Origin of the sequence: Rheinheimera riviphila, from assembly GCF_004005945.1 — a bacterium.
GTDB classification, from domain to species: Bacteria; Pseudomonadota; Gammaproteobacteria; order Enterobacterales; family Alteromonadaceae; genus Pararheinheimera; species Pararheinheimera riviphila.
Genome location: NZ_SACS01000002.1, coordinates 103,617 through 126,956 on the forward strand (window position 1 = coordinate 103,617; position 23,340 = coordinate 126,956).

Consider the following 23,340-nt stretch of genomic DNA (forward strand, 5'->3'; position numbering starts at 1 on the left):
GCATGTTATTGCCGCTCCGCGATACCGGCTTGCGCCAGATAATCCCGCAGTCCCTGATACAGCGCCATCGATACCGGCACCAGTTCGCCATCCGCCCACAAGGCCTTAAAATCCGGAAAAGCGCGCGCCAGATATGGATTCCGTGCCAGCACGCCAGCGTTAAATCCATCACCCTGATAACGTTTTTCCAGCTGATTTTGTAGCTTGTCATCCGGTGCAGAGCCAGCGGCCAGCTCGGCCTGCAGCACCAACCGGGCACAACCTAATTCGACCGGCAGCGGTCGGCATAAACTCTGCTGAAGCCAGCTCAACAGTTGTTGTAACTGCGTTTTGGCTTGATCAGCCTGATAGGCCGGTAAACTGAAAACACCATCGACCGCCACAATGTCAGTTTGCAGCGCCACGCCACTGGCCGCGGCCAATAGTTGTTGCAACCAGGGTTTTAATAACTGCTTATAATCCAGTTGCTTATCTTTGTATAAAGCACCAACTAACCAATGCAGCTGGACAAAACTGGCGGCAGCCAAGGGCCGCAGCTCGCGCAACCAGTCACCAGCTTGTTGACCTTCCGCCGCAAATTCACACCAAACCGGCTGCGGCATCGGCGCGCCATATTGACTGACTAACTGCTGCAGCTGCTCGGCTTGCGGCGATAACAATTGCGTAAATTGCTCCGCCAATAAAGTAGCCGCCGACGCCACCGGCAATAAACCTTCGGCGCCAATCAATGCCAGTTCCTGGTTTAACGCCTGTTGCCATGGCTCGCCTGCGGTAAGGGCTTTACTGATCCTCTGCTGCAACCGCTGCTGTAGTTGCCAACGTTCCAATCCGTCCAGTCCAAAGTTTTCGGTATTTTGCTGGCTGCCATGGTCGGTTTCAAAACTGACTTTCAGCCGCTGGCGGAAGAAAAACTTCACCGGATCTTTCAGCCAGCCACTAAGACGGTCTAGATCCCACGCCGGCACTTGGTCTGGTGCGCTCAGCATATTGCTGGCAGGAGCAGCTTCAGCGTTTTTCGGCGGCGACTGATGGAGCGCCAGCCATTCGTGCTGATAACTCACCAGTGTCGAATCTGCGGCCAGATAACGGCGGCTAAAAGGTTGCAACGGATGGTGCACCGTGATCGCATCAAGTACGTCTTCGCCTTGTTGTACTGAGCCTGATCCAACTTCAACCCGCCACACTGCGGCCAAATGATCACGCAGTTGCCCGACTAACACTGACGGCGATCGTTCGCTGTTATCGTGCACACTATGACCAACCCAACTAATGCGCAGCCGCTGCCGTGCCGAAAGCAAAGCTTCAAGGAATAAATAACGATCGTCATCGCGGCGCGAGCGATCGCCCGGCCGGTAATTCGTCGCCATTAAATCAAAATCTTGTTTAATCATTTGCCGTGGAAAATCACCGTCGTTCATCCCCAGCAAATGAATTTGCGCAAAAGGAATAGCGCGCATTGGCATTAAAGTCGCGAAGTTTACTGCGCCTGCCAAAAAGCGTTGTGCCAGGCCTTGTGCCGAAAAACCTTCCAACCAGGCGACGCTGACCACATTAAGTTCCAGCGCATCGGTAAGATTTGCCTGCTGACATTGTTCCAGCCACTCGGTCAGCGCCTGTTGCAATTTATCCAGCAGGCTTTGCTGCACTTCATCTTCAGCGGCAAAAAAATCCGCCAGCAGTTGCGGCAGCCACGCCGCCCATTGTTCTGGTGTGCGTTTCTCCGCACTTTGTTGCCAGGCCTGTTGTAATTGATCCAGTAATTGTGCCAGTTGTCCGGCAAGCGCCGCCGACAATCCACTGACCTGCGCACAAGGCGCGATGCCCTGCCAGGGTTCACTTTGACCGATGGCGTAACCTAAAAGCATCCGCTGTAAGCCGCTGTGCCAGCTATTCTGGGCAAAATCTTCTGGCAGCCCCAGGCTTTGGCGCTGCGCGGCGTTTAAGCCCCAGCGAATATTGGCCGCTTCAATCCAGCTTTTAAGCAGTTGAATATCGGTTTCTGTAAAGCCAAACCGCAGTTGCAACGCCGGTAATTGCAATAAATCGAGCACAGTACTGGCGGTAAAACGCTCGGTGCGCAGTTGCAGCAATAATTGCAGCGCCTGTAATAACGGCTCTTGCTGCACGGCGCTTTGGTCGGCGATGGTAAAAGGAATATAGCGGGCGTCGTCTTTACTGATCCGGCCAAATACCGCACTGATGGCGGCGGCGTACAGATGAATATCCGGCACCATCACCATCACATCAGCGGGCTTCAATTGCGGATCAGCAGCAAATTGCGCCAATAAATCATCATGCAAAATTTCCACTTCGCGCATCGCACTGTGCGCCGTAGCAAAACACAAACTTTGCGCCTGCGCCGGATTTAACGCTGGCCAAAAAGCAGCACTTTCCACCGCGGGTCGCAGTTCCAGAATATCGTTTTGCAGTTGTGCCAATAAATGCGTCGGCGGGTTGCTGCTAAATAAATCAATGCGCTGTCCACGGAATAAATCCAGATGCGCCTGGGTTTCATCAAATTGATCTAATAACCGGATGTAATCACGGCCTTGTTTGCCCCAGGCCGCAAGCAATGGCTGCGCTTGATTGTGCAGTTGCTCTGGCGCAATGCTTTCCAGCGCTGAATGATCGGATTCCGGTTTTTGCTGTGTTGGCGCTTTGCGGCTTTGCCGCTGCTGCTGGGTTTTCAGTAAATCTTTGTCGGCAATAATATCGGCCCAATAATGCTGACAAGGGTTATGTACTGCTAACAAGACCTGGGTATAAGGTGCGATGGCCGCCAGCGCTTCCAGCACTTGTTGCGGCAAACTGGAAATACCAAATACGATCACCCGCCGCGGCAAACCAGCAGGCCTGGAATCCATCCTGTACTTTTTCGCTGCTTGCAGAAAATTGCGGTGCAGCATCGCCCGGCTAAATTGCTGCTCAGCGCTTGGCACATCGGCAATAATGGCGCGCCATAACGCCGCTTGCCAGCGTTGATCAGCCGTTAACGGCGTTGTATGCCCGAGGTGATCCAGCACCACATCCTTGCCCTGTTGCCAGGCCGCCAGCCAATCGGCGCGATACACCTGATATTGGTCAAACAAATCGGCCAGCTTAAACGCCAATTGCTGCAATTTGCGCTGCTCTTCATCGGCTGCCAGGTAACTGTGCAGCAGCTGAAACTCTTGTTGTTCTGCCAGCAGCGGCAACAACCGAAATAACCGCCAACGCAGCTGATTTTTATCAAATCCGGATTGTTCAGGAATATCTGAAGCTGGTAATAACCAACGATACAGTTGCCAGATAAAACGGCCGGGCATTTGCAGACTTAAGTTACTGGCAATGCCTGCACCACCTTCGGTTGGGTCGTTGAAGTCAGGATCAGCCGCCAGCGCCAGTTTTAACCACTGCGCAATACCATTACTTTGCACCAGCACAGTTTCGGTTTCGAGCACCGCCAGCGGATAGGCTTTGGTCCAGGATACGACTAAGGCGCGAAGTTGCTCGGGCAAATTGGCATGAACCACTAAAAAACCGGGGGTCAGTGCAGTGTGATGGGCGTTAAACAACCGGGAAATCCTTTTTAATACGAGTTGTCAGAATGGGCAATGACTCAGGCTGAAACTACTTTGTTCCGGCCTAATGATTTAGCCTGATACAACGCCGCATCGGCGCGGCTCATCGCTTCGCGTACATCTTCATGCCGGCCCGCTTCAGCCACACCGACACTGACGGTAATTTTAACCTCGCCATAAGGGGCAAAAGTCAGCTGCGCCACCACTTGACGCAAACGTTCGGCAATAGCGGTGGCAGCGTGAAGATCCATGTCCGGTAGTACCAACAGAAATTCTTCACCGCCGGTACGGCCGACCCGATCGGAATTTCTAAGCAGACTTTTCATCGCAGCGGCGGTTTGCACCAACACCTGATCGCCAGCATCGTGACCAAAACTATCGTTACACTGTTTAAAATAATCGATATCAATCAACAGCAAACACCAATGTTGTTGCTGAGCAATTGCTTTGAGCCGGGTTTGTTCGGCGAACCACAAGATACTGCGACGGTTCGCTACTTGCGTCAGTTCGTCAGTCATCGCCAACCGATGTAATTGCCGATTACGCTGAATTTGCGATATCGCGTAAAACAATGCGATCAGCGCCAGAATAATAAACAAGCCAATCGCAATATATTGCCAACGTTGTGCCGATTCAAGTACCAAAACCTGTTGTGCAGACAGCTGATTTTCCGCTTTCAACTGATTATTTTTTTCATCCTGCAGCGCCGTATCAAACTGATAACGCAATAACGACTCACGCTGCCTTTTGGCCTGCGAATTCAATCCGTCTTGTAATTGATTCGCCTCCAACAGCCGCTGGTACGCCTGATCATGCATGCCGGCATCGGCCAGCGCTTTTGACCAGGCACGCATCAGCCACAACATATAGCGCGGATTATTCAGCGCGCCAATTTCCTGATGCGCTTGGGTGAACTGTTGCAACGCCTCTGGCAGCTTGCCGGTCCCCGCTAAAGCTTCAGCCCGATACAGTTGAAATAATCCCTGGTTGACCACTTGCTGGCCTTCGCCTTGCTGCTGATAACCGGCCAGTTGGGTTAAAACCTGATCAGCAAGCTCCAGACTTTCGCTGTAGCGCTGCTCCATATTGGCAATCCACATCAAATCGATGTCGGTGGCAGTAACAAAAGTTGGTTCGCCAATTTGCTGATAAATTTGCCGGACCCGGCTAAACAATTGTTTAGCGACGGCAGGTTTACCTAGTTCGCCGTAAACAAAAGCTTTTTGCTGCAGTAAAAACCCAAGTCGATATTGATCACCAGGCGCCACAAACTCTTTTTCGCTGAGATCCAGATACTCAATGGCTTTTTCATATTCACCCATTCGCCGAAAAGCGGTGGCAATATTTTCAACACTAAATCCAATGCCATACCGATGCCCCAATTTTTTATATAAATCATGGGCTTTGAAATGCAATACCAAGGAATCAGCATGTTGACCACGGGCCGAGTACATTTCGGCGGTGCTTGATAACATCAGCGCCTGAGACAACGCGTCTTCACTGCGGTTTGCCAGATCCAGCGCGGTGGTTAAGTCTTGTTCCTGCTCTTTATTGCGGTTCTGGCTGGCATAATGCTGCGCCCGGCACAAATAAAAGTGGCTTAAGTTCACCAGATCCTGCGTTGCTGCTAATTCTTCGATAAATTTGTTGGCGAAAACAATGCCTTGTTCCGGCTTGTCCAGATAATCACCCAAACAAAGCTCGCGATTTAACCTCAGTACACGAACCGGATCGTCTACCGGCACCACACTTTTGATCAGTTGGCTAAATGTATCGAGTTCCGCACGGGTGGTGAAAATCACTTCACCTTGTTCCAATTGCAGGATCAGCTGATCAAATTTCGCGCTGTCGCTGGCCCATGACACACTGCTGTAACTTAATAAGCTGATGAATGCCCATCCGACACAGGACCTCTGAGCCAACTGACGCCATGCTTGACGTTGTGACTGGAAATTTATGACCTGTGCTGGATTCGGATCAGACAACCATCAGCTCCTTATTGTTTTTGCTGCTGCAGCATGGCTGCACTTTACCCGGCAGGTGGATACCCATCCGGATTTTGTTGTTGCCAACGCCAGGCATCGCGCACCATATCGGTCAGACTACGCTGCGCCTGCCAGCCCAATAACGCGGTGGCATAAGCCGGATCGGCATAACACACCGCGATATCACCCGGTCGACGAGCAACCAGCTGATACGGCACTGCGACATCATTCACTTCGCTGAACGCCTTGACCATCTGCAGGACGCTGTAGCCTTGGCCTGTGCCAAGATTTACTGCAACAAAGCCCTGATTTTGCTGTAAATATTGCAACGCTTTGACATGGCCATCGGCTAAATCCATCACATGAATATAGTCGCGGACACCGGTGCCATCAACAGTCGGATAATCCGCACCAAACACCGAGAGCTGCGCCCGCTTGCCCACCGCCACCTGGCTGATAAATGGCATTAAATTGTTTGGCGGACCATTTGGATCCTCGCCAATCAGGCCGCTGCTATGCGCGCCGACCGGATTAAAATACCGCAGTACCGCAATGCGCCAGGCGGGATCTGATGCCTGTAAATCCGCCAGAATATATTCCAGCATTAACTTACTCTGGCCATAAGGGTTAGTTGCTGATCGAGGTGCATCTTCACGAATAGGCATCACTTTGGCGTCACCATAAACAGTGGCCGACGAACTGAACACCAGCTGTTTCACACCATGCGCCGCCATCACCCGACACAAAGTGACAGTGCCAGCGACGTTGTTGTCGTAATAAGCCAAAGGTTTTTCGGTGGATTCACCCACCGCTTTAAGCCCGGCAAAATGCACCACTGCATCGATGTGATGGCTGCTGAACAGTTGGGTCAGCGCCGCTTCATCACGAATATCACCGGCGATCAGTTTGACCTGACGACCGCTGATCTGCTCCACTCGTCGCACCGATTCGGCTGAAGAGTTGGAGAAATTATCCAGCGCAATCACCTCAAAGCCAGCTTCAAGCAAGCAAATTGCGGTATGGCTGGCGATATAACCGGCGCCGCCGGTCAATAAAATTGTCGACATCCAGGTCTTCCTTATGGCGAAACGGTTGGTAAAACTTTGCGAAATGGCTTGACGGTACTGCGCGCATAAACGCCAGCGGCAAGGTACGGATCGGCAGCTGCCCACTGCTCAGCTTCTGCTAACGAGGCAAATTCTGCCACCACCAATGAACCCGTGAAGCCGGCATCCTGCGGATCTTCGGCATCAATGGCTGGTAATGGCCCGGCAAGTAACAACCGCTCTGCAGCAGCAAGTTGTTGCAAACGCTCCAGATGCGCCGGACGCGTTAATTTACGTTGGGCCAGGCTATCGGCAACATCTTCAGAATAGATCATGTAATACATATCGGCTCCCTTTGCGCTTTGTTCGAAGATACCAGATAGCCACCGTATTTTCCAATTTGCTGCGTTAAACGACGGCAGGCTTTTGCGGGTTACTTCATAGATAAAATATTGATTTTATGGTGTTAGGTAAAACTGAGGTGCGCTTGCTGATCCGGCTGATTGCCGGGTAGAGAGTGGACGATATTTGTAATGAAACTGTGTGGTCAGTGCAGGACAACGCGAGGACAAGCCAAGGAAAAAAGTGCAACAGACTGCCAGTGTCGTGCCGGCAGTCCATCCGATCGCATGTGTTTAATCGGCAATGGCTAACGTTGCTTTTCGTTCATTATAGAGATCAACTAAACCCTGCATTTGCGCTGCATCGTACGGTACCAGACTGCTTAAAATCATCCGTTTTTCACCAGCGCCAATCACTTCAGCACCGTCCAATAATTGAAATTCCAGCAGTACATTGCCACGTTTGCCGTCAATTTGCAGACTGGAGCCTGACAATTTCAACTGTGGGCAGTTGTCACTGAATCGGAAAAAGTGCAACGCCATGCTTTGGTAAATCACCAGCGGCCGTTGCGGGTGGATCATCACCTGATGTTGTTCCATCAGCGGTTGTAAAATATGCGGGAAATTCTGACCGGAAAACCGCACGTAATCCTGAATTAAAGCGCCAATAAACTGGCAGTTGTGATGCACTTTGCCGCTCTGGGTCAAACTCAGATACGACTTGTCGTTTTGATCAAGAATTTGCACCGTATCGCCTTGCTGCTGGCAATGCAAGGGCACGTCAGATCCAACCATGCCGTTAAAACTGCAACTTAATTGCTCAGAAAGACCATATTTGTGCAGTAAAAAGGCGAATAACAGATCACCGGGCACACAAAATCTTTTACTGTCTTCATCGTGGATCGGATTAAAATCCGTCGCCACCTGTTTGGCAAACTGACTGGCCTGCTGCCGGCTGAACCAGAACTGTTCATCCTGCTGCTGCACAAAATTCTGTAACAACATTTTTTATCTCTTCCTCAACTTCAGCCGTAAAGTTTACCTCAGCCGACTGCGATAAATGGTTTAACCAGTAACTAGCTAGGCACTGTGCAAAGCTCAAGCTAACCGAAGTTGCGACCAAAATCTACTAAGCTACTGATCTAACATAAAATAATTTCGAACAGTTTTTACATACAGTTCTACATTAAAATAATACTGTATATTTAAACAGTTCATGCTTGCTTTTTATACCGACACTGATTACTGTACATACATACATACATACATACACTGTATAAATGAACAGTTTTCATCTCAAGGGCGGAGCAACACATGTTAAACAGTCAGAGCCATCAGTTTCAAAGCGGTACTTCAGTCAACCCATTGTTGGGTCGCTCATCTGCCGGGCAATTTGGTTCTGGCAGCAATCCGGTCGACACCACGCATCTGCTGCAACTTATTGGTACGCTGGCCGCGCAAACCGATACCCAACAAGGCTGGTTGTTGGTGATAGCCCCACCACAGCCGCTGACGAAATCAATACTCGGACAGCTGAATATCAACAGCAAACGTATATTGGTCATTCAACAACGCCAAATTACTCATTTTGATAATCTGATGCGGGATGCTTTAACTTGCTCCACCTGCTGCGCCGTCGTCAGCTTTTTAGCCGCCGAACATCCGCAGCTCGAAGACTATCAGTACCTTTCAGCCAAATACGGTACCGCTTTAGTCAATGTAAATACCCACAACCAACAAACAGTCACCACACACTAATTGACATACCCAAAATCATTGAAGATGCGGGTAGGCCACGGTGGAACTGCGGCAACTGAGCGAGACTGGAACGCCAGCCCGGCCCGGAGCATAGCTGTTCTATGTGACTGGGTCGGACTGACGCTTCAGCGAGTGAAGGCGGCCAACAACCTCGCAGCTTCAAGGATGACGGGGGAGATTCCCAGAGCGTTTGGGTAGCACTGAAAAACGCAGTACACTGCCGCAGAATAATTGTTGTGGGAGTGAAAAATGAATTGTTATTGCCAATCAGGCCGCAACTTTAATGACTGTTGTCAGCCGTTTATTCAGGGGCAACAACTACCGGGCACAGCAGAGCAACTGATGCGCTCCCGTTTTAGTGCTTATTGCGATGGATCCGATGTTGCGACGCAGTATGTTGCGAATAGCTATCATCCATTGTCACAAGCAGATAATCCGGTGGCTGAAATTACCGCTTTTGCCAAAGCTGCGCATTTTATTGGTCTGCAAGTGATTGATGTCAGCGATGAGTTATCGCTGCCGGAAAGTCTGCAACAGCGGCTTCCTGAATTCGCCGCTGGCAGCCCCCTCAGCTTCAGCACTGTGCATTTTAAAGTGCAATTTATCATGCAGGATAAACTGCATCTGCTGGAAGAGAACTCTCTATTTATCAGAACGGATCTGCAATGGTCTTATCTGGATGGCACACTTTGGGATCATCCCACACAGAAGTTAAGCCGGAACGATAGCTGCCCCTGCCACAGTGGCAAAAAATATAAAAACTGCCGACCACATCGGGCGGCTGGTCAGCCAGTTTAGCGCTACGAGTTCATCGCCGACATCTGCTGCAGCATGTCATACATCAAGGTGGGATCGGCCGTTGGCATGGTCACTGGTGTTGCGGACATCCGCCTTTTGGTATGAAAACTAAGACTCTCGGTGACATCGGCTGACAACTTTTTCGGGTCATGCTTTATCACCACCGGATTTGGGTTTAGCAGCGATAACAATCGCCATTGACTAAAACCATCGGCCACCAACGCCTGGTGCTGGGTATCAAATAATTCCACATCATGGTGTTGCATCGCATAATCACGCTGTGGACTGACGCCGAGTTGCTGATACAAGGTCGGTTTTTTTGGCTCATCATCCAAAGGTTGTGGGAAAAACTGTGCCATTTCTTCAACGGCTGGGGATAACATCGCCAACCACAACGAAAAGTCAGCCCGGTGTTGGGTTTGCAATGCCTGATTTAATTGGCTTTGAAGTTGCCATTCATTAACCAGTGGGATCATTTTGAGTTCTTTAAGCAGGAATATGCTGACTTTATCGGCAATCAGTTCAGTTTCTATAGTTTATTTCTTTACAACAGCCAATGATTTGATAAGATGCCGGCCACGTGGAGGGGTTCCCGAGTGGCCAAAGGGATCAGACTGTAAATCTGCCGGCACTGCCTTCGAAGGTTCGAATCCTTCCCCCTCCACCATTTCAACCGCCACTTCTGCTTTTGTTCGCTCGAAATATCAAACCGCAACGCAAAAAAACATAACACTCTGAAAAAACAAGATAAGTTCCCGTCCTTACGATAATAATATCTGCTTTGTCTGTCTCAATTTTTACGCCAGCTTGCTTAATCGCTAAAGGTTTCCCACACTGAAGCAACATAATTGCAATCTGGCGTTGTTGCATGTTTAAACTACAGCTATCTGGTTTAATGGTGTTGGTCGTCGATGATCAACGGCCATTTCAGGTGATGCTCAAAGGGATTTTAAGCAGCCTGGGGATAGCTCACATTCATTTCGCCAACCATGGTGAGCAAGCACTGCAGCGCTGCAGTCAGAATGAATATGATTTGTTGTTTGTCGATTACAACCTGGGCTCAGGTAAAAATGGCCGGCAGTTATTAGCAGATTTACGCCAGAAACAACTGCTCAAAGCCAGCAGCATTTTTATTATCGTGACAGGCGAAAATACCGTGACTATGGTGATGAGCGCAGTCGAGCTGGAACCCGACGATTATCTAATCAAACCTTTTTCCCAAAGTTTGCTCAAAAGCCGATTACAAAAACTGGCCGAAAAAAAACAGCATCTGGCAGGCCTCTATCAGGCATTGTTGCAACAACAGCCTGAGCAAATCATGCAACAGTGTCAGCAGGAAATTGACGCGTCCGGACGTTATGAGCAATTTTGCCGACGGGTGCTGGCCGAAACCTTATTTGAACAACAACGCTTTACTGAACTTGAGTCTCTATTGTCAGACAGCATGAGTCAACGCCGGCCAAGCTGGGCTTTGCTACTGGAAGCAAAATTCCGCTTACAACAACAGGAATACCAACGTTGTCTGGAGATCTGTCAGGAATCGATTGAAATCAATAGATTATGCGCACAGGCTTATGATTTAAAGGCCAGTTGTCTATTAGCACAAGGCGATCCCGAAGCCGCCATGATCAGTATCAATCAAGCACTTGCCATCGCACCTTATCATTTACCACGGCAATATCTAACGCTGAAAGTCGCCCGTGCTGCCGGGCAAATTCCGGAAATGGTCTCGGCCAGTAAACAAATTTTTGATTTAACCCGAAAAACCAGTCAACAGGATATCAGCCACCTGTTTAACTACATCCGCACTTTACTCGATGCCATTGGTCACACCACCGACGCCAGTAAGCGCAATCGCTTGCAGCAAGAAACCATGTTGACCTTACATCGCAGTCAAAATGATGAACAGCTGATCCGCGACACCAATTTCGACCGGTTTGAACAAATTTGTGTCGCACGACTGGAAGCATTGGATGGCAGATTCCAGCCGGCAAAAAAGACCGCCGCGACGCTGAGCCCACAAATGGCGTTGCAGGATCCGGATATTCCGGACTTGGCGATGTTGCTGCTCAGCATTGGTGAGTTTGAAGACGCAGGTCAGTTTATTGCACAGCTGTCAGATACCGAACAAAACGACCCGATCCTGAGTGAACTCCTCGAACAACAACAGCAGAAATTTGCCGGTGCCGCAGAGCAGCTGGCCGAATTAAACCGTACCGGCATGCAGCTTTATCAGGAAGGGAAGTTTCAGGAAGCCATTGTCATCTTCGACCAAGCGCTCAACATCGCGCCAAGTAATACCGGCGCAGCATTAAACCTTATTCAATCATTGTTGCAGGTTCTTGAATCACAACAAAAAAATAAGTCGATAGCCATTTATCAACGCTGCCGGCAAACCTTTAAACTGATTGAACACGCCCATTTGCCTGAACGGCACCAGCAGCGTTACGTTGAACTACAAAATCAATATCAACAGTACCGGCAAGAACTGAAACAAAATAGTTAAGCTTTCGTCGCAGCCAACAACTGATTAATCTCGCCAAATAAAGTACTGGCACCAATCCGCATCAGTTCCGGTTTCGCCAGTTGACCGGTGATTTGCTCATACAGAGCAACAAGTTCCAGCGCTTGCGCCACAGTCCGCACGCCGCCAGAGGCTTTGAAACCAACCGGACGCCCTGCTGCCGCAATCACGGTCAGCATATTTCTGGCCGCTTCGTTGGTGATACCAATCGGCACTTTACCCGTAGACGACTTCACAAAATCGGCGCCAGACTCAATCACCAGTTCGGTCGCCTTAATAATTTGTTGTGGTGTGCTCAGTTCACCGGATTCAATAATGACTTTTAAACAGCTTGCACCACTGGCCTGGCGAACCTGCGCTAAAAACTGTTTCACTTGCTCCGAATGGCCAGCCAGTAGTTGCCGGTACGGCAGTACACAATCAATTTCATCGGCACCCAACGCTAGCGCGGATTGTATTTCACTGACAACCACATCGACAGCCGCATCACCAGCTGGAAAATTCACCACGGTCGCTAGTTTTGCTGGCCACGCTTGTTGGCTGATAAACAATTGGGTTTGTACTAAAAATTGCGGATACACGCAAAAAGCGGCTGGGCTGTGCGGCGCACTGGCTTGTTGCTGCAGCCACAAGTCCATCGCAGCAGCATGGTCATCGTCGGTTAAACGGGTCAGATCCAACAGTTTAATCAGCTGCTGTAATTTAAGTTGATTGGTCATTATCCTGGTCCTGTCGAAGTTCCGGCTCCCCCCGCATCGCCAACGGTATCGCCATTGGCCGGGATGTCCGGTTTATCAATTATTTTGTGGCTGGATTAAACCAGAAATTGGCCAGAAAATTAAGAGCCATGCTGCGATTAATCAGAGGCAGTTTGAGTTGCATACCCGTCATCCTTGAAGATTCGGGGTTGTTGCCTTCGCTCGCTCGCCCCAGTCACATAGGACAACTATGTTCCGGGCCGGGCTGGCGCTCCAGTCTCACGAGCTTGTCGCCTACCCGAATCTTCAATGATTTTGGGTATATCGGCTGCAGACGGTCTTATTCGCTCAGCACCAATAAGTGCTGATGCTGTAAAAACCAACTCCGCGCTGCTTTTGCTTGTGGATAAAAGCTGGTCAGCAATTGCCAAAATGCGGGGGAATGGTCCATATGCCGCCGATGCGCCAGTTCGTGTACCACCACGTAATCGGCAATCCAGGACGGTGCCAGCATCAGCCGCCAGTTAAAACTCACCACACCAGACACACTGCAGGTGCCCCATTTTTGTTTCCAGCTCTTAATTTCAACCGCCGTCACACTGACCGCCATCTGCTGCTGCCAAAAGGCGACGCGCTCGTTAAACCAGCTCTGCGCCTGCTGCTGATACCAAGTTTGCAGCAGTTGCACTGTCTTGGCTTGACGGTTTTCGGCTTTCACCCGTTTCGACAATTGCACCCACAGCTGCATGCCTTCGCGGCACACCGCATTGTGGCTATCCGGCACAATTTTTAACTGCAGTTGTTCATCCAGCAGTGGCAATTGTTGTAGCGCCAGATAATCAGGAACTGCAGCGACAGTCGCCTGTCGCTGCAAATGACTTTTAATCCATTGTTGTTTTAACGCTACAAATTGATCAATTTGCAGTTTATCAACATAGTCTGGCGCCAGCACCGCTAGTTGCCCCTGCCGAATTTGCAGCGACACACTCCGCCGACGACTGGAGCGTTTTAGCTGATAATGGATGGCACTGAACTGACAAATTTCCAACGGCAACTCACACTCACTGAGGTTTGGCGATAGGCGGCAGCTTAACTGAGCGGCGGGGCTTTGGGCAAGCCAGCGCTTCGCAAGGCGGAATAGTTAGTGCTATCATCGTGACATCCGGCAATCGCCACTTTCCACACGATTAGCACTTCTGGCAGGTTTAGTTCAACTATGAAAATCATCTCTTTTAACATTAATGGCTTGCGTGCCAGACCTCATCAACTGCAGGCGTTGGTCGAACAACATCAACCCGACTTTCTTGGATTGCAGGAAATCAAAGTCCATGACGACGAATTCCCGATGGCTGACGTGAAACCGCTGGGTTATCAGGTGTACCATTTTGGTCAAAAAGGCCATTACGGCGTGGCCATTTTAAGTAAAACACCGGCCGATTCGATGCTCTACGGTTTCCCAACCGATGCCGAAGATGCACAGCGCCGGATGTTAATCGGTCGCTGGACCCTGGCCGATGGTCGTAAATTTACCTTGCTGAACGGTTATTTCCCGCAAGGCGAAAGCCGTGACCACGAAATTAAATTTCCGGCAAAATTAAAGTTTTACGCCGACTTAATGACTTATCTTGAACAAAATCATCAGCCTGATGAACTGATCGCGGTGATTGGCGATATCAATATTTCGCCGTTAGATGTCGATATCGGCATTGGTGAACCCAACCGTAAACGTTGGTTAAAAGAAGGCAAATGTTCATTTTTACCGGAAGAGCGTGACATTCTGCAGCGGTTAAAAGATTGGGGTCTGATTGACACCTTCCGCGCTTTGCATCCGGATCGCACCGAGCGTTACAGCTGGTTTGATTATCGGTCTAAAGGTTTTGATGATAACCGCGGTCTGCGCATCGATGTGGTGATGGCTACCCAGCCTTTGGCCGAGTTGTGTATCGCTTCGGATGTTGATTACGAGCTGCGGGCGATGGAACGTCCGTCGGACCATGCGCCGGTTTGGTCTGAGTTTAAACTCTGAACATCCATACCTTAACTACAAAAATGGCCACATTTCGTGGCCATTTTTTATTAAAAACTGTGCTGAATGAGCGAGAGCGTGTTATCCATGAATCGGCCTAGCTATTGGTTACAGCCACTGCCGGATAAAAGTCTTATCCAATTGATTTACAGCCACATTCAGTACACCCGCTAAATCCTGATAACAAGGTTTGTTCGCGGCAACCGGCAGCGCCACACCGTTTTGTTTCAGCTTATCGCTGATCTCCAGATACCAGCGCAAAATAGCCGGTGGCAATGGCGACGCAGCCCGCGCACCTAACCAGTACCAGCCTTGCAACGGCAGTGATAACAGGAAAAACGCCGATGCCAGCGCTTGCGCCAGATAATTCTGCCCCAGCCATTGCAACTGCACCACCACTGACAAAATACTCAGTGCCGGCAACACCTGTTGGCCGAATCGGGTCATCCGAATCACTTTATTCTCTGGAAATACCGCATTGAGTTCATTCACTAATGGCCAGACTTTACTGTATTGCACCCCTTGTTGCAGGGTCGTCATTAAACTACTTTGCATTTTGAACCCCTCAGGCTGCCTGCAGCGACCACACCCTTTTACCATAGCATAGTTCTGATCCGGGCTCACGGCGCCTGTATCGTCCCAATCGTCAGTCAAGGCTCGCCTGCACAAAAACTGACCAGTCACTTTTTCATTCTAGCGGGGTATATCCGGTTATTTTGGCTATTTCCGTACCGGGAAACAACATTGTCAGCTGCGGAACAGATCCAATTTGGCATTTTTTAAGCTCTTCACCCAACATTTAGAAAAACAGGAAGTAACAAAAAATATGCCATTCCATATTTTCATTATATTTCATGAAGATAACAACTATAAACAGAGAAATACACAAAGTTACCCACAGAATCTGTGGACAACTTTTTTCAGATAAACTGCAGCTTCCAGCTAAATGCCGGTAATTTTGATAGCTACAAATAGCAACTTCATGACAATTTAATGTCGAAACCGATAAAATTCTATGTCACGGTTAAACTGCTTTTTCAGGAACACCGTTGCGCACTGTGCTGGCACGCTGTAACTCAGAAAATTTCTATGGAAAAAAACCAATTTTCTCCACCCAACAACGAAATAATTGGGTACTATCAAAGCACTGCATCATTAGCGACCCGCCGGAGATATATTGGTATGCCCGCCCCCTTTGGCAATTTGCATCTGGTCAACAGTCTGCCAGCACAGCAAGGGATATCTGTCCCTAGTCCGCTGAGCGGTTTGGTTTTTCCATTGCAACAGGCCAACGATGCGCTGGTCGCCGCAGGGCTCTGTGGTGAAGGCGTGCTGATCCAGCTCCAGAGTAACCGGTTGCTGGCACCTTTTGATGGGACCTGTCAGCGGCTGGATCAGGCCGGACAACATATTATTTTGCGCCAACACAATGGTTTGCGCTTGGATATCCACTTTCCACCGCAATGCATGGATCATCACGGCAAAGGTTTTGACTGGCAAATTCAGGAACAAGCCAAAATCAATAAAGGACAATGTCTGCTGCAATTTGATTTGGCGCTGTTCTCTAACTGGCTGGACGCCCCTTATTGCGTGATGACCCTGCCGCAACACACTAAATTTAACCGGATCTGGAGTCGCCCTTGTTACCATCAGGCGCTCGTCGACCCGCTGTTTTTAATCGAACTCAAAACTACCGAACCTGGTTAACCATCCTTCTGAAAAGTCACTGCTTATGATTAAAATTTACGGTATAAAAAACTGCGATACGATGAAAAAAGCCCGGCTGTTCTTAACTGAGCATCAGCTGGCACACCAGTTTGTTGACTATCGCGTCGATGGTCTGGACGCGGCATTGATAAACCATTTTTGCCAGCAGCTCGACTGGCAATTACTGCTAAACACCCGTGGCACCACCTTTCGCGCCTTGCCGGAGGATGCAAAAGCCAATCTTGATCAAGAAAAAGCCATCGCGCTGATGTTGGCGCAGCCTGCCATCATCAAAAGGCCGGTGCTGGACATCGACGGTCAGCTTCATCTTGGTTTTAGCCAGGATCAATATCAGCAGTTATTCAAGAGTCCCGTATGAGTCAGTTTACCACCAGCCACAATACCCATTCTGCCGCCACAAACACCGAATTTAGCCCGGTGGTTGCGTTGACGCAGCAACTTATTCGCCGCGCCTCGGTCACTCCAGCCGATGAAGGCTGCCAGCAACTGATGGCCGACCGGCTAGCCGCACTCGGTTTTCACATCGAATCGATGTTTTTCGAAGATACGTTAAATCTGTGGGCGCGCCGTGGTCAGGGTAAACCGTTGTTTTGCTTTGCCGGCCATACCGATGTGGTACCGACCGGTCCGGTTGAGCAATGGCATACCCCACCCTTTGAGCCGGCCATTATCGACGGCATGATGTATGGTCGCGGCACCGCCGATATGAAAGGCTCACTCGCCGCGATGATTATCGCCACCGAACGCTTTTTGGCGAAAAAACCCGAACTGACCGGTGATATCGCGTTTTTAATTACCTCTGATGAAGAAGGGCCATTTATTAATGGCACCAAAAGAGTGATTGAAGTACTGGAAGCGCGGCAGGAAAAAATCCGCTGGTGCCTGGTCGGCGAGCCATCCAGCACTGCCGAAGTCGGTGATGTGATTAAAAATGGCCGCCGTGGTTCGTTAACCGGTTATTTGACGGTCAAAGGCGTGCAAGGTCATGTGGCTTATCCACATTTGGTGGTCAACCCTATTCATAACGCCGCACCTGCTTTGGCTGCGCTGAGTCAGCAAGTGTGGGATCAGGGCAATGAATTTTTCCCGGCCACCAGCTTTCAGATTTCCAACATCCATGCCGGCACCGGCGCCACCAATGTGGTTCCAGGCGAGCTGACCTTAACCTTTAATTTCCGCTACAGCACCGAAGTGACGGCCGAGCAGTTACAACAACGGGTGCTGGCGATTTTGGATCAACATCAGCTGCAGTATCAGCTCGACTGGGTCCTGAACGGTCTGCCGTTTTTAACCGACAGTGGCTCGTTAGTGGCGGCGGCAGTGAAAGCGGTTGAGCAAAGTCGTGGTTTTACCCCATCGCTGGAAACCACCGGCGGCACCTCGGATGGTCGTTTTATCGCGCCAACCGGCGCTCAGGTACTGGAACTTGGCCCTTGTAATGGCACCATTCATAAGATTAATGAATGCGTGAAAGTGGCTGATTTAGAGCTGTTAACCGACATGTACGAGACCATTCTGGAACAGATGCTGACCTGATGGACCATTCCTTGCTGCTCACCGGCCGCGAGCCGCCAGATCTGGTTGAAATAGGTTCTTTGCAACTGGAGCGCCAAACCGCTGCCGCCTTTAAGCAAATGCAATATGCCGCAGCGCAGGACGGTTTTGATCTACAGCTGGTATCGGGTTATCGCAGTTTTGAACGGCAGGCGGCGATTTGGCGCGCCAAACTCAGTGGCATGCGGCCGGTATTTGATGCGCGGCAGCAAAAAATTGACCTGAACAGCTTGCAGGGTTTTGCCAAGCTGGAAGCGGTATTGCTGTATTCAGCCTTGCCTGGCGCCAGCCGTCATCATTGGGGCACCGATTTTGATTTGTTTGATGCTGCGGCGGTTGACCGCGACTATCAGATACAGTTGCTGGAACATGAGTATCAAGCTGGTGGCCCATTCGCGCCGATGTGCGAATGGCTCAAGGTGCATGCCATTGAATTTGGGTTCTTTTTGCCTTATCGCCAGTACCTCGGTGGCGTGGCGGCTGAACCCTGGCATTTAAGCTATTTGCCGTTGTCCGGGCCCTATTTGCAGCGTTTTACGCTCTCGATGCTGCAACAAGCTATCGACAATGCCGATTTACCCGAACAAAGCTTGATCGTGGCGCAGTTACCGGTCATCTTTGAGCGATATGTCACCACCATTTGTGATGCCCCTGCATGAGCCTGACTTTTATTCTGATTTTACTACTGGTGATTGGCATCGTGTTTGCCAATATCGCGTTACTGCGGCATGGCAGTAAACCGATGCCGCTGAAGGACAAAAAACCGCTGACACCAGACACAACTGCTGCGCCAGGCAAAACCCAGGCCGCCACCACCAGTGCGGTGCCATTAACGACCACCCCCTCAACGGAAGCCAATAAAAACACTGCTGAACAGTCAAAACCAGATACTCATACCGGCAGTAATGTCAGCAGTAATGGCGGCAGTGACAACGGCTCCGCTGGTGACTAATCAGAGAGCCCAACGAGCCGAGTGCTGAAAGGCTGATTTTGCAGAGCTAGTTTTCAGAGCTAGTTTTGCAAAATGTGTTTAATTAGCTCTCGTCACTATTGCGGTCAAAGCTGGAATAACCCCGGATAAACTTTTGTAGCTGGTCGCGTAGGTTTGGCGGTGTGCCTTTAATCACCAGAATGTCACGCTCAGCATCATATTGCACCCGATCACCTAATAACTTCTGTTCAAAGCTCAGACTCAGTCCGGCGCCAGCACCAGAGAATTTCACCAGCGTCTTTAACTCTTTCACATCCACCGGGAACTGCTCAGCCACCGGCATTGCACGCTCAGCGCAATAACGGGCAAAGGCGTTGTCGTCAGAGCTATCGACTGTCGCTGAAAGCTCGCTTAGCATCACATCCTGGCCTTGTTTGGCGCGCTCTTCGCAGTATTGATAGACTTGTTTGCGCACATCATGTTTTTCGGCCGCATCGTACTGACCTTCCGCCAGATATTCTTCGACCGAAGCCAACACCATTTTACTGCTGGCTTTGGGGTCAACCCCTTCTTCGCAGCCTAAAAAATCCAGGAAAAAGTCGGCGACTTTGCGCCCGGCACGGCCGCGGATAAAGCTGATGTATTTGCCTTGTTCACTGGCCATCTGATATTCGGTCAGGTCGATACGGGCCGCTAACTGCATCCTTGCGATATCCAGATGTTTGGCGCTGGTCAGTTGTAAATCTGAGGACACTGAAAAGTGTTCTTTACTGCCGAGCAGTGCAATCAGCAAATATTCGTTGGCCAGATAGCGGTAATGACACAACATAAAATAACCGGTTTCCGGGATCTGATGTTTAGTCAGCTCGACCACCAACTGACCGGTGGCGAGCTCGGCCAGACTGACAAAATTCAAATCCTGCGCTTGCCAGTTGGCGATAGCATCACAGAAATCCGGGCTCTTTGCGGGACTAAACGCGGCATAACCTTTGGCCGGTTTGCCATTGTAAGCAAGGTGCAATTGTTCAATCAGTTCGGCGACCTGTGCGCTAACTGGCACCAGCTCCTGTCGAAAATGGGCGGTTAATTGAGCAGATTCATTGGCTTCGATAAAGTTAATCGCCAGCAGATGCACGTCGACAGACATAAGTTTTCCTGTTTAAATGGATTTCTGTTAATATTCTACCTGTTTCATTCAGTTAATTTCAGAGTAATTCATGCCGATCCAATCCAAGTATTCCAACCAGCAAATCGAAACCCTCGTCAACATTCTGTTGGAAACTTTACGGCAGCAAAATGCCACTACAGAGTTAAGTTTGATGTGTCTGGGCAATACCATCAGCCATATCATCAAAACCAATGTCCCGGCTGCACAACAAGCAGAAGTCACCAAACACTTCAGTCAGGCGTTACAAGACGCTGTCAGCAGCAAGGCCCACTAAAACCTTATGGTGCTCGAGCAAAACCTGTCACTCGTCAATAAAATTGACCGGTTATTACGCTGGGGCCACTGGTTTACCTTCTTTAATGTGTTATTGGCATTGCTGGTTACTGGCAGCTATTTTCTGGCTGATCCGCTGCCAGCATCTGCCGTCGGCTGGAGTTATCTGCTGCTGAATTGGCTCGGCCACACCGCATTTTTGTGTTTCCTGTTTTTTATCATCACCATTTTCCCGGTCAGTCTGATTTTTCCTTATCAACGCCATGTCCGCGGTATAGCTGCGATTCTGGCGACTTGTGGTCTGGTCGCACTGATTTTTGACGCCTACGTCTATCACAGCCTGGGTTATCACGCCGGTAGTGCTTCTTACGAACAAACTTTGGATTTATTACGCCAGCAGGTGGTGACCAATTTGCGCAATTTTGTGCTGATCACCTCCGCAGTTGCCGTATTGCTGGTGACCATTCAACTGGTGATCAGTAATTATTGCTGGAAAAAGATTGCGCGCCTTAGTCACTCCGGGGTTGGCAAACCGGCGATGGTGTTGCTGCTAAGCTGCTTTATGTGCAGTCATTTATTGCATATCTGGGGTGACGCCAGCCAACATGACGACATCATCCGCCAGGATAATGTGTTACCACTAACGTATCCGGCCACCGCACGCACCATGCTGGTCAGATACAAATTGCTGGATCCGGCACAGTTATCGCAGCCCTTGTCCGAACAACGCAGCCCTGACTGGCTGCAGGCGAAATCAACCAAAGCCGCCAGCATTGAATTACAGTGCCCGGCGGCCGCGAACAGCCAGGCGGTCCATTTGTGGGTCGTAACCACAGCAGACGGCTCACTGGCGGCGCAACTGCCCAATGATGGCTGGCGGCGCTTGCCACAACATATGGCGCCGGTGTCACCGCAAAGTGCCATGCTGAATTTGTTATACGCCGATGTTGCCGCGCTTGATCTGCAGCTTCCGCCGGTCTGGCTCAGCCAGTTACCGGCCAGCTATTTTGGCATCAGTGCCTCTACCAGCTGGCAGCAACAACTGCCTTGGTTAACACAGCAGCCAGAAAACCGTTTGGCTGCAGTGCAACTACATTTACTCGACGATGCCAGTGCACTGCGTACCGCCTTACTGGCGTTGCCCGAAGCGCATCATCTGGTGGTGCAGCTAAACGCCGCTGCCGGCCAGTTTGCGTTGGGGCAAACTGCACTCTGGTATCGCTGGCCGGAATTGCACCAACAACGGATCAATGATGTGACCCAACATCTGGATCTACTGCCAACGATTCTGGCCGGTGCCGGTTGTATCAACCAACAACCCTGGATTGGCGATAATCTGCTGCGCCCGGTGACCCAAGCCAAACTAAATTTACTGAATAATCAGCTGTATAGCTTCCGTAAAGACAAGATGCTGGTGGTGAATGAAGATGGCAGTTATAGCGTTTGGTCGGCCGGAACTTTAGTCCGCCTGGAACAACGGCTGGATTTGCCAATGCTGACCGATGCGTTAAAACGCCTACCAGATGCTGACGAATAAAAGTCGCCTGCCTACTGCACTGTTTTATTCGGCTTTATTTTTAACCCCCGCCTGCCCTGCAATTCCAATTCAGCTAAATGAAATAAATTAGTAAAAACAATCGCTGGCGCGTTTTGCTCAAATTTCTCCAGATAAGCAATACTGGCCTGTGCAATCAACTGCGCCGCTAACCGGTCGTACTGACTATCGCCATCGTAAGATAAAGGTTCATCCAAATCGGCCAGCCCCACCTCCTGCTGCCGTCGCATAAACCAATTCATCAGAAACTCATACTGTTTAACGTCCAGGAAATCCCGACAATCCATACTCATTTATCATGCCCTTTTACTGCAGACTATTTACTTAGCATACGGCATCTAGTGCCGTTTGGAGCAATCAAACACATCACTTCCGATAATTTTCAGCGCCCGCTGTTGTTTCGCTTTTTTCGATGAGCATCGCCGTTTTATTCCGTTATATTTTTCAAATGAGAATAACTACTATTTACTGCATCAACCACGCAGGAGTATTCACCATGTTAAAAACCATCAGCTTCGCCATCATGCACTTCTGTGTTGCCTTTACTGTCGCCTACCTGTTGACCGGCGATTGGGTGGTCGGCGGCCTGTTAGCAGTCGTCGAACCGGCGGTGAATACAGTGGCTTATTTTTTCCATGAGAAATTCTGACAGCGCCGAAGTCTTCGTTGTGGATTAAGTTCCACACTTTCAGTAACGGTCTAAAGTTGCGGGACAAATCCCGCCACAGCACAGAGCAATATCACCGGTTGCAAAAAACAGTTACACTAGCGCCCTTTTCGCAGCATGCGCGCCAGTTCCGGCGCTCTTAGCAGGACTCCAAGGCGGCTATGGCCCTTAAAGCAACCATCTACAAAGCAGAACTCGCAATCGCCGATATGACCCGGCATTATTATCAGACCCACAGCCTGACGCTGGCGCAGCATCCATCGGAAACACTGGAGCGGATGATGCTACGGCTGGTGGCGTTTGCCTTATGTGCCGACGAACGGCTGCTATTTGGCAAAGGTATTTCTGAAGACAGCGAACCCGATCTGTGGCAACACAGCCTCGCTGGCGAGATTGAACTCTGGGTGGAACTGGGTTTGCCGGAAGACAAACTGATCCGCCGTGCCAGCCACCGCGCCAAACAGGGCATGATCCTGGCTTATGGCGGCACCGTGGTCGATAAATGGTGGGCCAATCAGCAAAAAGTCGCCAAAGAATTGGATAATCTGACCGTGGTCGCAATTAAGGCTGACGAATCACAAGCTTTAACTAAACTCTGTCAGCGCACCATGCAGTTACAATGCACCATCCAGGAAGGCCAAATGTGGTTTGCTGACAATGAACAGTCTGTTGTTATCAATCCTGTGTTATTAAAAGTCGCAACTAACCCACTATTTACGCTGGAGTAA

General features: G+C 50.0%; 24 protein-coding genes and 1 tRNA gene. 14 read left to right on the plus strand and 11 right to left on the minus strand.

From position 1 onward, the window contains the following. Positions 1 to 5: 5 nt before the first annotated feature. From recC to EOE67_RS02860, 5 genes are all read right to left on the minus strand, one after another. Positions 6 to 3,554 (minus strand): exodeoxyribonuclease V subunit gamma, encoded by a 3,549-nt coding sequence (gene recC / locus EOE67_RS02840; protein WP_164852198.1) that lies wholly within the window; start codon positions 3,552 to 3,554, stop codon positions 6 to 8. Between the two features lie 44 nt (positions 3,555 to 3,598). After that, a complete protein-coding gene (locus tag EOE67_RS02845) occupies positions 3,599 to 5,545 on the minus strand; it encodes a GGDEF domain-containing protein (protein WP_164852199.1) in 1,947 nt (648 codons plus the stop codon). A 44-nt stretch (positions 5,546 to 5,589) separates the two neighbouring features. Beyond that, the gene (gene galE / locus EOE67_RS02850; protein WP_127697542.1) at positions 5,590 to 6,612 is read right to left on the minus strand and encodes a UDP-glucose 4-epimerase GalE; all 1,023 of its coding nucleotides are present in this window, start codon (positions 6,610 to 6,612) and stop codon (positions 5,590 to 5,592) included. A gap of 11 nt (positions 6,613 to 6,623) precedes the next feature. Then, a complete protein-coding gene (locus EOE67_RS02855; protein ID WP_127697543.1) occupies positions 6,624 to 6,935 on the minus strand; it encodes a YciI family protein in 312 nt (103 codons plus the stop codon). 291 nt (positions 6,936 to 7,226) lie between these two features. Beyond that, positions 7,227 to 7,937: a DUF3581 family protein gene (locus EOE67_RS02860; protein WP_127697544.1), complete on the minus strand. Its 711-nt coding sequence runs from the start codon at positions 7,935 to 7,937 to the stop codon at positions 7,227 to 7,229. 309 nt (positions 7,938 to 8,246) lie between these two features. Here EOE67_RS02860 and EOE67_RS02865 point away from each other — a divergent pair, with 309 nt between their 5' ends. Both EOE67_RS02865 and EOE67_RS02870 read left to right on the plus strand, forming a co-directional pair. Beyond that, positions 8,247 to 8,690 carry a hypothetical protein gene (locus EOE67_RS02865; protein WP_127697545.1) on the plus strand — a complete coding sequence of 148 codons (444 nt, stop codon included), beginning with the start codon at positions 8,247 to 8,249 and terminating at the stop codon, positions 8,688 to 8,690. A gap of 249 nt (positions 8,691 to 8,939) precedes the next feature. Beyond that, positions 8,940 to 9,488, plus strand: a complete 549-nt coding sequence (locus EOE67_RS02870) for a YchJ family protein (RefSeq protein ID WP_127697546.1) — start codon at positions 8,940 to 8,942, stop codon at positions 9,486 to 9,488. Positions 9,489 to 9,490: 2 nt separating this feature from the next. On the opposite strand, the gene EOE67_RS02875 is transcribed toward EOE67_RS02870, so the two are convergent. Next, positions 9,491 to 9,964 (minus strand): VC2046/SO_2500 family protein, encoded by a 474-nt coding sequence (locus EOE67_RS02875; RefSeq protein ID WP_127697547.1) that lies wholly within the window; start codon positions 9,962 to 9,964, stop codon positions 9,491 to 9,493. A 106-nt stretch (positions 9,965 to 10,070) separates the two neighbouring features. Between EOE67_RS02875 and EOE67_RS02880 the strand changes: the two genes are divergently transcribed. Then, a tRNA-Tyr gene (locus EOE67_RS02880) sits at positions 10,071 to 10,155 on the plus strand. A 201-nt stretch (positions 10,156 to 10,356) separates the two neighbouring features. Further along, positions 10,357 to 11,994 (plus strand): tetratricopeptide repeat-containing response regulator, encoded by a 1,638-nt coding sequence (locus EOE67_RS02885; protein WP_127697548.1) that lies wholly within the window; start codon positions 10,357 to 10,359, stop codon positions 11,992 to 11,994. Here the strand turns inward: EOE67_RS02885 and deoC are convergent. Both deoC and EOE67_RS02895 read right to left on the minus strand, forming a co-directional pair. After that, positions 11,991 to 12,731: a deoxyribose-phosphate aldolase gene (gene deoC, locus EOE67_RS02890; protein ID WP_127697549.1), complete on the minus strand. Its 741-nt coding sequence runs from the start codon at positions 12,729 to 12,731 to the stop codon at positions 11,991 to 11,993. The two genes, EOE67_RS02885 and deoC, sit on opposite strands and share 4 nt — an antisense overlap. Before the next feature lie 319 nt (positions 12,732 to 13,050). Next, positions 13,051 to 13,764 (minus strand): M48 family metallopeptidase, encoded by a 714-nt coding sequence (locus EOE67_RS02895; RefSeq protein ID WP_127697550.1) that lies wholly within the window; start codon positions 13,762 to 13,764, stop codon positions 13,051 to 13,053. 162 nt (positions 13,765 to 13,926) lie between these two features. Here EOE67_RS02895 and xthA point away from each other — a divergent pair, with 162 nt between their 5' ends. Then, positions 13,927 to 14,736: an exodeoxyribonuclease III gene (xthA, locus tag EOE67_RS02900; RefSeq protein WP_127697551.1), complete on the plus strand. Its 810-nt coding sequence runs from the start codon at positions 13,927 to 13,929 to the stop codon at positions 14,734 to 14,736. Between the two features lie 108 nt (positions 14,737 to 14,844). Here xthA and yfbV read toward each other — a convergent pair whose 3' ends face one another. Further along, entirely contained in the window at positions 14,845 to 15,291 is a 447-nt protein-coding gene (gene yfbV, locus EOE67_RS02905; RefSeq protein ID WP_127697552.1) for a terminus macrodomain insulation protein YfbV, read from the minus strand. 627 nt (positions 15,292 to 15,918) lie between these two features. Here yfbV and EOE67_RS02910 point away from each other — a divergent pair. The 5 genes from EOE67_RS02910 to EOE67_RS02930 are packed head-to-tail and all read left to right on the plus strand — an operon-like array spanning position 15,919 to position 18,970. Beyond that, positions 15,919 to 16,443 (plus strand): PTS glucose transporter subunit IIA, encoded by a 525-nt coding sequence (locus tag EOE67_RS02910; protein WP_164852200.1) that lies wholly within the window; start codon positions 15,919 to 15,921, stop codon positions 16,441 to 16,443. 25 nt (positions 16,444 to 16,468) lie between these two features. Further along, positions 16,469 to 16,822: an ArsC family reductase gene (locus EOE67_RS02915; protein ID WP_127697554.1), complete on the plus strand. Its 354-nt coding sequence runs from the start codon at positions 16,469 to 16,471 to the stop codon at positions 16,820 to 16,822. Beyond that, a complete protein-coding gene (gene dapE, locus EOE67_RS02920; protein ID WP_127697555.1) occupies positions 16,819 to 18,000 on the plus strand; it encodes a succinyl-diaminopimelate desuccinylase in 1,182 nt (393 codons plus the stop codon). The genes EOE67_RS02915 and dapE overlap by 4 nt, the downstream gene beginning before the upstream one ends. Further along, positions 18,000 to 18,677, plus strand: coding sequence for a M15 family metallopeptidase (locus EOE67_RS02925; RefSeq protein ID WP_127697556.1), 678 nt, complete (start codon positions 18,000 to 18,002; stop codon positions 18,675 to 18,677). Before dapE ends, EOE67_RS02925 begins: the two co-directional genes overlap by 1 nt. Beyond that, a complete protein-coding gene (locus tag EOE67_RS02930; protein WP_127697557.1) occupies positions 18,674 to 18,970 on the plus strand; it encodes a DUF2897 family protein in 297 nt (98 codons plus the stop codon). Before EOE67_RS02925 ends, EOE67_RS02930 begins: the two co-directional genes overlap by 4 nt. Positions 18,971 to 19,052: 82 nt before the next feature. Here the strand turns inward: EOE67_RS02930 and yejK are convergent, their stop codons facing one another. Further along, the gene (yejK, locus tag EOE67_RS02935; protein ID WP_127697558.1) at positions 19,053 to 20,096 is read right to left on the minus strand and encodes a nucleoid-associated protein YejK; all 1,044 of its coding nucleotides are present in this window, start codon (positions 20,094 to 20,096) and stop codon (positions 19,053 to 19,055) included. A gap of 70 nt (positions 20,097 to 20,166) precedes the next feature. Between yejK and EOE67_RS02940 the strand changes: the two genes are divergently transcribed. Together EOE67_RS02940 and EOE67_RS02945 are read left to right on the plus strand one after the other, a co-directional pair. Next, positions 20,167 to 20,391, plus strand: coding sequence for a YejL family protein (locus EOE67_RS02940; RefSeq protein WP_127697559.1), 225 nt, complete (start codon positions 20,167 to 20,169; stop codon positions 20,389 to 20,391). 6 nt (positions 20,392 to 20,397) lie between these two features. Continuing rightward, the gene (locus EOE67_RS02945; RefSeq protein WP_127697560.1) at positions 20,398 to 21,927 is read left to right on the plus strand and encodes a DUF3413 domain-containing protein; all 1,530 of its coding nucleotides are present in this window, start codon (positions 20,398 to 20,400) and stop codon (positions 21,925 to 21,927) included. A gap of 11 nt (positions 21,928 to 21,938) precedes the next feature. Here the strand turns inward: EOE67_RS02945 and EOE67_RS02950 are convergent, their stop codons facing one another. After that, entirely contained in the window at positions 21,939 to 22,238 is a 300-nt protein-coding gene (locus tag EOE67_RS02950) for a hypothetical protein (protein ID WP_240652694.1), read from the minus strand. A 203-nt stretch (positions 22,239 to 22,441) separates the two neighbouring features. Between EOE67_RS02950 and EOE67_RS02955 the strand changes: the two genes are divergently transcribed. Then, a complete protein-coding gene (locus EOE67_RS02955; RefSeq protein WP_127697561.1) occupies positions 22,442 to 22,594 on the plus strand; it encodes a DUF2061 domain-containing protein in 153 nt (50 codons plus the stop codon). A 179-nt stretch (positions 22,595 to 22,773) separates the two neighbouring features. After that, positions 22,774 to 23,340 carry a YaeQ family protein gene (locus tag EOE67_RS02960; RefSeq protein WP_127697562.1) on the plus strand — a complete coding sequence of 189 codons (567 nt, stop codon included), beginning with the start codon at positions 22,774 to 22,776 and terminating at the stop codon, positions 23,338 to 23,340.

What these genes read in the sequence shown, in the direction of transcription:
- EOE67_RS02870 (WP_127697546.1), top strand. Translation starts at nt 8,940, where the DNA reads ATGAATTGTTATTGCCAATCAGGCCGCAACTTTAATGACTGTTGTCAG.
- xthA (WP_127697551.1), top strand. Translation starts at nt 13,927, where the DNA reads ATGAAAATCATCTCTTTTAACATTAATGGCTTGCGTGCCAGACCTCAT.
- galE (WP_127697542.1), bottom strand. Translation starts at nt 6,612, where the DNA reads ATGTCGACAATTTTATTGACCGGCGGCGCCGGTTATATCGCCAGCCAT.
- dapE (WP_127697555.1), top strand. Translation starts at nt 16,819, where the DNA reads ATGAGTCAGTTTACCACCAGCCACAATACCCATTCTGCCGCCACAAAC.
- EOE67_RS02940 (WP_127697559.1), top strand. Translation starts at nt 20,167, where the DNA reads ATGCCGATCCAATCCAAGTATTCCAACCAGCAAATCGAAACCCTCGTC.
- yejK (WP_127697558.1), bottom strand. Translation starts at nt 20,096, where the DNA reads ATGTCTGTCGACGTGCATCTGCTGGCGATTAACTTTATCGAAGCCAAT.
- EOE67_RS02915 (WP_127697554.1), top strand. Translation starts at nt 16,469, where the DNA reads ATGATTAAAATTTACGGTATAAAAAACTGCGATACGATGAAAAAAGCC.
- EOE67_RS02860 (WP_127697544.1), bottom strand. Translation starts at nt 7,937, where the DNA reads ATGTTGTTACAGAATTTTGTGCAGCAGCAGGATGAACAGTTCTGGTTC.
- EOE67_RS02930 (WP_127697557.1), top strand. Translation starts at nt 18,674, where the DNA reads ATGAGCCTGACTTTTATTCTGATTTTACTACTGGTGATTGGCATCGTG.
- EOE67_RS02960 (WP_127697562.1), top strand. Translation starts at nt 22,774, where the DNA reads ATGGCCCTTAAAGCAACCATCTACAAAGCAGAACTCGCAATCGCCGAT.
- EOE67_RS02875 (WP_127697547.1), bottom strand. Translation starts at nt 9,964, where the DNA reads ATGATCCCACTGGTTAATGAATGGCAACTTCAAAGCCAATTAAATCAG.
- deoC (WP_127697549.1), bottom strand. Translation starts at nt 12,731, where the DNA reads ATGACCAATCAACTTAAATTACAGCAGCTGATTAAACTGTTGGATCTG.
- EOE67_RS02955 (WP_127697561.1), top strand. Translation starts at nt 22,442, where the DNA reads ATGTTAAAAACCATCAGCTTCGCCATCATGCACTTCTGTGTTGCCTTT.
- EOE67_RS02950 (WP_240652694.1), bottom strand. Translation starts at nt 22,238, where the DNA reads ATGAGTATGGATTGTCGGGATTTCCTGGACGTTAAACAGTATGAGTTT.
- EOE67_RS02945 (WP_127697560.1), top strand. Translation starts at nt 20,398, where the DNA reads ATGGTGCTCGAGCAAAACCTGTCACTCGTCAATAAAATTGACCGGTTA.
- yfbV (WP_127697552.1), bottom strand. Translation starts at nt 15,291, where the DNA reads ATGCAAAGTAGTTTAATGACGACCCTGCAACAAGGGGTGCAATACAGT.
- EOE67_RS02885 (WP_127697548.1), top strand. Translation starts at nt 10,357, where the DNA reads ATGTTTAAACTACAGCTATCTGGTTTAATGGTGTTGGTCGTCGATGAT.
- EOE67_RS02925 (WP_127697556.1), top strand. Translation starts at nt 18,000, where the DNA reads ATGGACCATTCCTTGCTGCTCACCGGCCGCGAGCCGCCAGATCTGGTT.
- EOE67_RS02910 (WP_164852200.1), top strand. Translation starts at nt 15,919, where the DNA reads ATGCCCGCCCCCTTTGGCAATTTGCATCTGGTCAACAGTCTGCCAGCA.
- EOE67_RS02865 (WP_127697545.1), top strand. Translation starts at nt 8,247, where the DNA reads ATGTTAAACAGTCAGAGCCATCAGTTTCAAAGCGGTACTTCAGTCAAC.
- EOE67_RS02855 (WP_127697543.1), bottom strand. Translation starts at nt 6,935, where the DNA reads ATGTATTACATGATCTATTCTGAAGATGTTGCCGATAGCCTGGCCCAA.